At 40.7% G+C, this 811-nt stretch carries 1 protein-coding gene and 1 pseudogene; both read right to left on the bottom strand.

Going from position 1 to position 811, the window contains the following annotated elements; genetic code table 11:
• Positions 1-457, bottom strand: a 457-nt coding sequence (locus tag R7O13_RS25855) for a cation:dicarboxylate symporter family transporter (RefSeq protein WP_318305071.1), incomplete at its 3' end; no start/stop codon positions are given.
• 192 nt (positions 458-649) lie between these two features.
• Positions 650-811 (bottom strand): annotated as a pseudogene (locus R7O13_RS25850) (oxidoreductase); the annotation flags it as partial.

Genomic DNA, 811 nt, shown 5'->3' with positions numbered 1-811 from the left:
AGCTTTCAAGAACCGCAATTCGAGCCGTTTCACGAGCGCCTTCAGTTAGCCCTTCCGCTGACAGACCAAACGCAGAAGTAACAAGAATACCGATCAAAGCCGAAATTGCTGTGGTGACTAGCAACACAGAAATCGTCAGACCAGAGATTTTGCCAAGTGAGCCACCTTTCTCCAGTTTTACTACCGCAGAAATCATCGAAACCAACACAAGTGGCATGATCACCATTTTTAGCAAGCCGACATAGCCGCTACCAACAATACCAACCCATTCTAGTGTTTTCGAAATGACGTCGCTGCCTTCACCGTGAATAAGCTGAAGAGCCAAGCCAAAAAGAGAGCCAGTAACAAGACCAATTAAAACGAGACGAGAAAGGGTGTTCTGTTTTTGTTGCTGGGTAAAAAGAAAGAATAATATGCCTATAAACACGGCAAGAGAGGCTATCACTGCAAAATCCATAATCTGACCTTATCAATCTGGCGTGAAACGCCGACTGTTTTTTATACGGGGTTATAAACTGATGCTGTAAGATAACGCTCAGGATATAACTTTAAAAATGACAAAGAGGTATTAGATAGATCTAAAATGAATATAAAAATGAGAGATAAATCTCGTGAGCTTACTGTTTAGCGTGATTTTTAAGCAAAATGACTAGTCATAATGATGCAGTAGGTCGAGCATTTCTTTTCTTTGTAGATAAACAACCGAATTTTCCTGATAACTGTAAACTTGATAAATCATCGCTTTGGCCACTTCTTCGGCTTTAATCGGCAGAAAGTTAGACAATTTCCCTATCATAAGTGGGCGAATGAC

Source organism: Vibrio sp. Y176 (assembly GCF_033438945.1).
The sequence above is the reverse complement of the archived record's forward strand: the minus strand, read 5'-3'. Positions and strand labels throughout refer to the sequence as shown.